The organism is Trinickia sp. (genome assembly GCF_051961175.1).
GTDB lineage: Bacteria > Pseudomonadota > Gammaproteobacteria > Burkholderiales > Burkholderiaceae > Trinickia.
Window position 1 is genome coordinate 1 of the sequence record NZ_JBQCDN010000191.1, and the last position, 7,466, is coordinate 7,466.

The window sequence follows — 7,466 nt, forward strand, 5'->3', positions numbered from 1 at the left end:
AGTTGATCGAATATGCCCGGGCAAACGGGCTCGCGCATCGTGCGATGAGCAGTGAGCCGCCGCGACAACCGGAGGGGGAGGCGGAATACGGCTTGATATGAAGGATGAACGGGCGTGAAGCGGTGAGGCGCGCGCGGGCAAGAACCGCCCACGCGCACATCTGAACTGAAGTGCTCGCTTACTGCGGCGTGGCAGTCGCGCCGCCGTGCGCGGCCGACCACTCGGCCGGCGCATTCAGGAACTTCTCGACTTCGTCGAGCGGTTTGGTATCGAAGTAGCCCGACGCCTTCGCCACGCGCAGGACATCCCACCAGGTTGCCAGCGCGTGCAAATCGACATCGATGTCTTTCAGCACCGACACGCTTTCCTTGAAGATGTTGTAGTGGAACAGCACGAAGCAGTGGTTCACGCGCGCGCCCGCGGTGCGCAGCGCGTTCACGAAGTTGATCTTGCTGCGGCTGTCGGTCGTCAGATCTTCGACGAGCAGCACGCGCGAGCCTTCCTCGAGGTTGCCTTCGATTTGCGCGTTGCGGCCGAAACCCTTCGGCTTCTTCCTCACGTATTGCATCGGCAGCATCATGCGGTCGGCGATCCAGGCGGCGAACGGAATGCCGGCCGTTTCACCGCCGGCCACGGCGTCGATCTGCTCGTAGCCGACATCGCGCAAGATGGTGGCTTCGGCCATTTCCATGAGGCCGCGGCGCACGCGCGGGTACGAAATCAGCTTGCGGCAGTCGATATAGACCGGGCTCGCCCAGCCGGACGTGAAAATGAACGGCTTCTCGGCGTTGAAGTGCACCGCTTGTACTTCGAGCAGAATCTTGGCGGTCGTGTCGGAGATCGTTTGGCGATCGAAGCCTGTCATGGGCAAAATCCTTCGGAATGATGGCGTGTGGTGCCGTATGGTGCATATGGCGGGCGGATGGCCCTCGGGCAGCAGGCTGGTTTGCTGCGCGCGTAGGCGGGTATTTTACCCGAGTTCCGCGGCTCGGCCTCTGGCAACGGAGATTAGGGGGTGTACACTAGGCGCCCCGCAAATCGCTCACGCGCCCGCTCCGCTACCCGCGGGAGCACCCGGCGCCGCGCCCACCCCGGCGCAGGTCGTGGCCGCTGCGGCCGCCGCAGCCGCCATCAACCGGCTGGCCTCGCGCGGCGCCAAGCGCGAGTGTGTCGGGCCAAATTCATTACGTCTCGCAGGCAAATCATGGACGAACAACTGAAGCAAAGCGCCCTCGCATACCACCAGAACCCCAAGCCGGGCAAGATTTCGGTCACGCCCACCAAGCCGCTGTCGAATCAGCTCGACTTGTCGCTCGCTTACTCGCCGGGCGTCGCCGCCGCGTGCGAGGCCATCCACGCCGATCCGCTCGACGCGCAAAAGTACACGTCGCGCGGCAATCTCGTCGGCGTCGTGACGAACGGCACCGCGGTGCTCGGCCTCGGCAACATCGGACCGCTCGCCGCCAAGCCCGTCATGGAAGGCAAGGGCTGCCTCTTCAAGAAGTTCGCGGGCATCGACGTCTTCGACATCGAACTGTCCGAATCGGATCCCGACAAGCTCGTCGAGGCGATCGCCATGCTCGAGCCGACGCTCGGCGGCATCAACCTCGAAGACATCAAGGCGCCCGAGTGCTTCTACATCGAGCAGAAGCTGCGCGAGCGCATGAAGATTCCCGTCTTCCACGACGATCAGCACGGCACGGCAATCATCGCATCGGCGGCCATTCTGAATGGCTTGAAGGTGGTGGGCAAAGAGCTGTCGAAGGTCAAGCTCGTCTGCTCGGGCGCCGGCGCGGCTGCCATCGCCTGCCTCGATTTGCTCGTGAAGCTCGGTCTGTCCAAGCATAACGTGCTCGTGGCCGATTCGAAGGGTGTGATCTACGAAGGGCGCGGCAACCTCGATCCGTCGAAGGCCCGCTATGCAGCCGTGACGGAGGCGCGCACGCTCGCCGATGCGATCAAGTCGGCCGACGTCTTCCTGGGCTGTTCGAGCGCCGGCGTGCTCAAGCCCGAGATGGTCAAGGATATGGGCGATAAGCCGTTGATTCTCGCGCTCGCCAATCCGGAACCCGAAATTCGCCCGGAAGACGCGAAGGCCGCGCGCCCCGACGCGATCATCGCCACGGGCCGTTCCGACTACCCGAACCAGGTCAACAACGTCCTGTGCTTCCCGTTCATCTTCCGCGGCGCGCTCGATGTCGGCGCGACGACGATCACGGAAGAAATGAAGCTCGCCTGCGTGCGCGCGATCGCCGAGCTGGCGGAAGAGACCGACCAGGGCGACGAAGTGGCGAAGGCGTATGAAGGCCATTCGCTCGAATTCGGTCCCGAGTACCTGATTCCGAAGCCGTTCGATCCGCGCCTGATCATCAAGATCGCCCCGGCCGTCGCGCAGGCAGCGATGGATTCGGGCGTCGCGACGCGTCCGATTCAAGACATGGACGCCTATCGCGAGCAACTGGGCGCGACGGTCTACCGCACGGGCATGGTGATGCGTCCCGTGTTCGCGGCGGCCAAGCAAAAAGCTGCGCGCATCGTGTTCGCCGAAGGCGAGGACGAACGCGTGCTGCGCGCTGCGCAGTTTGTGCTGATGGAGAAGATCGCCAAGCCGATCATCGTCGGGCGTCCGTCCGTCGTCGACATGCGCTTGAAGAAGATGGGCTCGAAGCTGAAGGTTGGCGTCGATTTCGACATCGTCGATCCCGAGGACGATCCGCGCTTCACGCAAAGCTGGCAGCTGTATCAAGAGATCGGGGCACGCGACGGCGTGACGCCCGAGATCGCGAAGGCTGCGATGCGCAAGTTCAATACGCTGATCGGCGCGATCCTGATTCGCCTGGGGCATGCCGACGGCATGATCTGCGGGATGATCGACACGTACCACAGCCATTTGAAATTCGTCGAGCAAGTGCTTGGCCGCGCGCCGCAAGCGGAGCACTACGCGGCGATGAACTTGCTGATGCTGCCGGGCCGCAATCTGTTCATCTGCGATACGTATGTGAACGAAGTGCCGAGCGCCGAGCAATTGGCCGACATGGCGATTCTGGCTTCGCGCGAGATCGAGCGTTTCGGCATCGTGCCGAAGATCGCGCTGTTGTCGAACTCGAATTTCGGTAGCGCGCCGTCATCGTCGTCGCAACGGATGGCGGCTGCACGCAAGCTGATTGCCGAGCGTGCGCCGCAACTCGAAGTGGATGGCGAAATGCATGGTGATGCGGCGCTGTCGGAGGCGATCCGCAAGCAAGCGTTCCCGGGTACGACGCTGACGGGCGAAGCGAACCTGCTGTTGATGCCGAACGTCGAAGCCGCGAACATCACGTACAACCTGCTGAAGATGGTCGGCGGCGAAGGCGTGACGGTGGGGCCGTTCTTGTTGGGCGCGGCCAAGCCGGTGCATATCCTGACCCCTGCCGCGACGGTGCGGCGGATCATCAACATGACGGCCGTCGCCGCAGCGAACGTGCGGGCGGAGTAGGTCCGAACGTTGGCTGTCACACCTGATCGGCGCTGCGGACGGTGCCGATCAGGTGACTGCTTTCGATCCGACTGAAGCGGCTTCGACAACACGGATCCCGGCGAAAACGATCCACTGCACGGTTTAGCCGTTCCTCAGCGAGTGCTCGCCCGCCCCGTCGACCGCTACGGCGTATCCGATGACGGCGCGGATGAGCCATAGAACGTGATGCAACGTCCAGAAAAAAACCCCGCATTCTGAATAAAAAATGCGGGGTTCGTATTGCGAGTCCAGCGAGCGTCGTTGCTTGCCCGCGATCGATTGCCTTAAGCCGCGTGCCGCGTCACCCCACCCGGCGTGCGCCACTTCGCCAGCAGATCGTTCCACTTCACGCGCACGGCCTTCAGGTTGTTCTCCTTCACATGGCCGTAGCCGCGAATCCCGTCCGGCAGATTCGCCAGCTCGACGGCCAGTGCCGTGTTTTCCGCCCGCAGGCCGAGCACGACTTCGTGCACGAGCGCTTCATACTCGCCGATCAACGCACGTTCCGTCCGGCGTTCCTCCGTCTTGCCGAAGATGTCGAAGCTTGAACCGCGCAGGAACGACAGCTTCGCGATCAGCTTGAACGCCGACATCATCCACGGGCCGTACTGCTTCTTCACGAGATGGCCCTTGGCATCCTGCTTCGCCGTCATCGGCGGCGCCAGATGGAAATTCAGCTTCCAATCGCCTTCGAATTGCTCTTTCAGCTTCGCGAGGAACGCAGGATCCGTCTGGAGTCGAGCCACTTCGTACTCGTCCTTGTACGCCATCAGCTTGTACAGATTGCGCGCCACGGCTTCCGTGAGCGGTTCGCTGACGGCGCTGCCTTCCGCAACCCCGCGTTCCGCCTCACGCACTTGCGAAACGATCGTTTCATAGCGCTTCGCGTAAGCCGCATTTTGATAGGCCGTCAGCAGCGCGATACGCTTGGCGATCAGCGCATCCACCGACTTCTTCGTATGTAGCGAGATGACCGTCGCGCCCGCGTCTTGGGCGGTCCCGGCCGGCTTGGCCGCTTGCTCGACGCTAGCCGGATCGTGAGCGGCACGCCGGCCCCATTCGAACGCGGCGAGGTTCTTTTCGACTTGCACGCCGTTCAGCTCGATCGCGCGCACCAGCGAACGATGCGCGAGCGGCAACCAGCCGCGTTGCCACGCGTAGCCGAGGACGAATGGGTTCGTGTAAATCGCATCGCCGAGCAGGGCGACCGCAAAACGGTTCGCATCCACCACGTCGACATGTTCGCCCGCCGCAGCGCGCACGTCTTGCTCGGTGCTCGTGCCCGGAAACGTCCAATTCGGATTCTTGATGAACTCGGCCGTCGGCGTCTTCGAACTGTTGACGACGACACGCGTCATGTCGAACTTCATCCGCGACGTGCACTCGTCGCCGGCCGTGACGATCGCATCGCAGCCGATCACGAGGTTCGCTTCGCCCATAGCGATGCGCGTTGCGTGAATATCGACCGGGGCATTCGCGATCTGCACATGGCTCATCACGGCGCCGCCCTTCTGGGCCAGGCCCGTGACATCGAGCACGGTCACGCCCTTCTGTTCGAGGTGCGCGGCCATGCCGAGCAGCGCGCCGATCGTCACCACACCCGTGCCGCCCACGCCCGTGACGAGTACGCCATACGGACGCCCAATCTCCGGCAACGTCGGCTCGGGAATCGCCGGCAAGGCATCGCTTGTCTTCGCGCCTGCCACCTTCGGCTTACGCAACTGACCGCCTTCGACCGTCACGAAGCTGGGGCAAAAGCCCTTCAAGCACGAGAAGTCTTTGTTGCAGCTCGATTGGTTGATCTGGCGCTTCGTGCCGAACTCGGTTTCGAGCGGCTCGACCGACAGGCAGTTCGACTGCACGGAGCAGTCGCCGCAGCCTTCACAGACAGCCTCGTTGATGACGACGCGCCGTGCCGGATCGGGAAATTCCCCCTTCTTGCGCCGGCGGCGTTTTTCGGTCGCACAGGTCTGGTCGTAGATGAGGATCGTCGTGCCTTCGATCTCGCGCAGCTCGCGCTGCACGTCGTCGAGTTGATCGCGGTGGTGGATCGTCACGCCCGGTGCGAGCAGCGTCGTGCCGCTGTACTTTTCCGGTTCATCGGTGACGATGACGATCTTCTTCGCGCCCTCGGCCGCGAGCTGATGCGTGATCTGCGGCACCGTCAGCACGCCGTCGACGGGCTGGCCACCCGTCATGGCCACCGCATCGTTGTACAGAATCTTGTAGGTGATGTTCGCCTTCGCCGCAATCGCGGCGCGGATCGCGAGCAAGCCCGAATGGAAATACGTCCCGTCGCCGAGATTCGCGAACACATGCTTTTCGTTCGTGAACGGCGCCTGACCGGTCCATGCCACGCCTTCGCCGCCCATCTGGCTGAACGTACTCGTGTTGCGGTCCATCCAGACCGTCATGTAGTGGCAGCCGATACCGGCCATCGCACGCGAGCCGTCGGGCACGTTCGTCGAGGTATTGTGCGGGCAGCCCGAGCAGAACCAGGGCTTGCGCTCGGCCGTGACGCGCGGTTTGGCCAGCGCCTTTTCCTTCGCTTCGATCACGGCGATCCGCGCCGCGATGCGTTCGCGCACATCGGACGGCAGTTCGAATTTCTCGAGCCGGGTGGCGATCGCCTTGGCGATCAGGGCCGGCGAGAGCTCGTAATGCGCCGGCAGCAGCCAGTTGCCCATCGGCACCGACCATTCGCCGCCCGCACCGTCCTTCTCGTCGAACTTGCCGAACACGCGCGGACGCTGGCCGTCGGGCCAGTTGTACAACTCTTCCTTGATCGCGTATTCGAGAATCTGGCGCTTTTCCTCGACGACGAGAATCTCATCGAGCCCGCGCGCGAACGCCTGTGCGCCTTGTGCTTCGAGCGGCCAGACGCAGCCGACCTTATAAAGACGAATGCCGATGCGCGAACACGTTTCGTCGTCGAGGCCCAAGTCGACGAGCGCCTGGCGCACATCGAGGTAAGCCTTGCCGCCCGTGATGATGCCGAAGCGCGCATGCGGCGAATCGATCTCCACCCGGTCGAGCTTGTTCGCGCGGACATAGGCCAGCGCTGCATACCACTTGTAGTCGAGCAGACGCGCTTCCTGAACCAGCGGCGGATCGGGCCAGCGGATGTTCAGGCCGCCGTCGGGCATCGTGAAATCCGACGGTAAAACGATTTGCATGCGATGCGGATCGATATCCACGGACGCGGACGATTCGACCACATCGGTCACGCACTTCATCGCCACCCACAAGCCGGAGTAGCGGCTCATTGCCCAACCGTGCAGGCCGAAGTCGAGGTATTCCTGGACGTTCGACGGAAACAGCACGGGCAAGCCGCACGCCTTGAAGATGTGTTCCGATTGATGCGCGAGCGTCGAGGATTTGCAGGCGTGGTCGTCGCCGGCCAGCACGAGCACGCCGCCATGCTGCGACGAGCCGGCCGAATTGCCGTGCTTGAGGACGTCGCCGGAGCGATCGACGCCGGGGCCCTTGCCGTACCACATCGAAAACACCCCGTCGTACTTGGCGCCAGGGTAGAGATTGACTTGCTGCGTGCCCCAGACAGCCGTCGCCGCGAGATCTTCATTGATCCCGGGCTGGAACACGACTTGATTCGAGGCGAGGTGCTTCTTGGCTTTCCAGAGGGCGAGATCGAGGCCGCCGAGCGGGGAGCCGCGATAACCGGAGATGAACCCGGCCGTATTGAGGCCGGCTGCTTGATCGCGCGCGTGCTGCAGCATCGGCAGGCGTACCAGCGCCTGAATGCCGCTCATATAAGCGCGGCCGCGTTCGAGCGTGTATTTGTCGTCTAGCGTGACGGACGATAGCGCAGCTTCCAGCGAGGCACGCTGACCTGCGTCTAGCGGGGCATTCATTGTATTGACTCCTCAACCCTGTTTGGGATCACCAAAACGTCTCAGCCTCGCGCATCTTTTGAATGCTTCGGCCGGGGCCGCCATATTGACGGTTTTTT

The 7,466-nt window shown here is 63.1% G+C and carries 3 protein-coding genes; 1 reads left to right on the top strand and 2 read right to left on the bottom strand.

Annotated features, from left to right (window positions below):
* Nucleotides 1-178: 178 nt before the first annotated feature.
* A complete protein-coding gene (locus ACTHL0_RS11125; RefSeq protein WP_440566794.1) occupies nucleotides 179-865 on the bottom strand; it encodes an orotate phosphoribosyltransferase in 687 nt (228 codons plus the stop codon).
* Between the two features lie 339 nt (nucleotides 866-1,204).
* On the opposite strand from ACTHL0_RS11125, the gene ACTHL0_RS11130 reads away from it, so the two are divergent.
* Nucleotides 1,205-3,475, top strand: coding sequence for an NADP-dependent malic enzyme (locus ACTHL0_RS11130; protein ID WP_440566795.1), 2,271 nt, complete (start codon nucleotides 1,205-1,207; stop codon nucleotides 3,473-3,475).
* A 305-nt stretch (nucleotides 3,476-3,780) separates the two neighbouring features.
* On the opposite strand, the gene ACTHL0_RS11135 is transcribed toward ACTHL0_RS11130, so the two are convergent.
* On the bottom strand, nucleotides 3,781-7,368 hold the full coding sequence (locus ACTHL0_RS11135) for an indolepyruvate ferredoxin oxidoreductase family protein (protein ID WP_440566796.1): 3,588 nt from the start codon (nucleotides 7,366-7,368) through the stop codon (nucleotides 3,781-3,783).
* Between the last annotated feature and the right edge of the window lie 98 nt (nucleotides 7,369-7,466).

Excerpts from the sequence above, each read along its gene's own strand:
- ACTHL0_RS11125 (WP_440566794.1), bottom strand. The coding sequence starts at position 865 with ATGACAGGCTTCGATCGCCAAACGATCTCCGACACGACCGCCAAGATT.
- ACTHL0_RS11130 (WP_440566795.1), top strand. The coding sequence starts at position 1,205 with ATGGACGAACAACTGAAGCAAAGCGCCCTCGCATACCACCAGAACCCC.
- ACTHL0_RS11135 (WP_440566796.1), bottom strand. The coding sequence starts at position 7,368 with ATGAATGCCCCGCTAGACGCAGGTCAGCGTGCCTCGCTGGAAGCTGCG.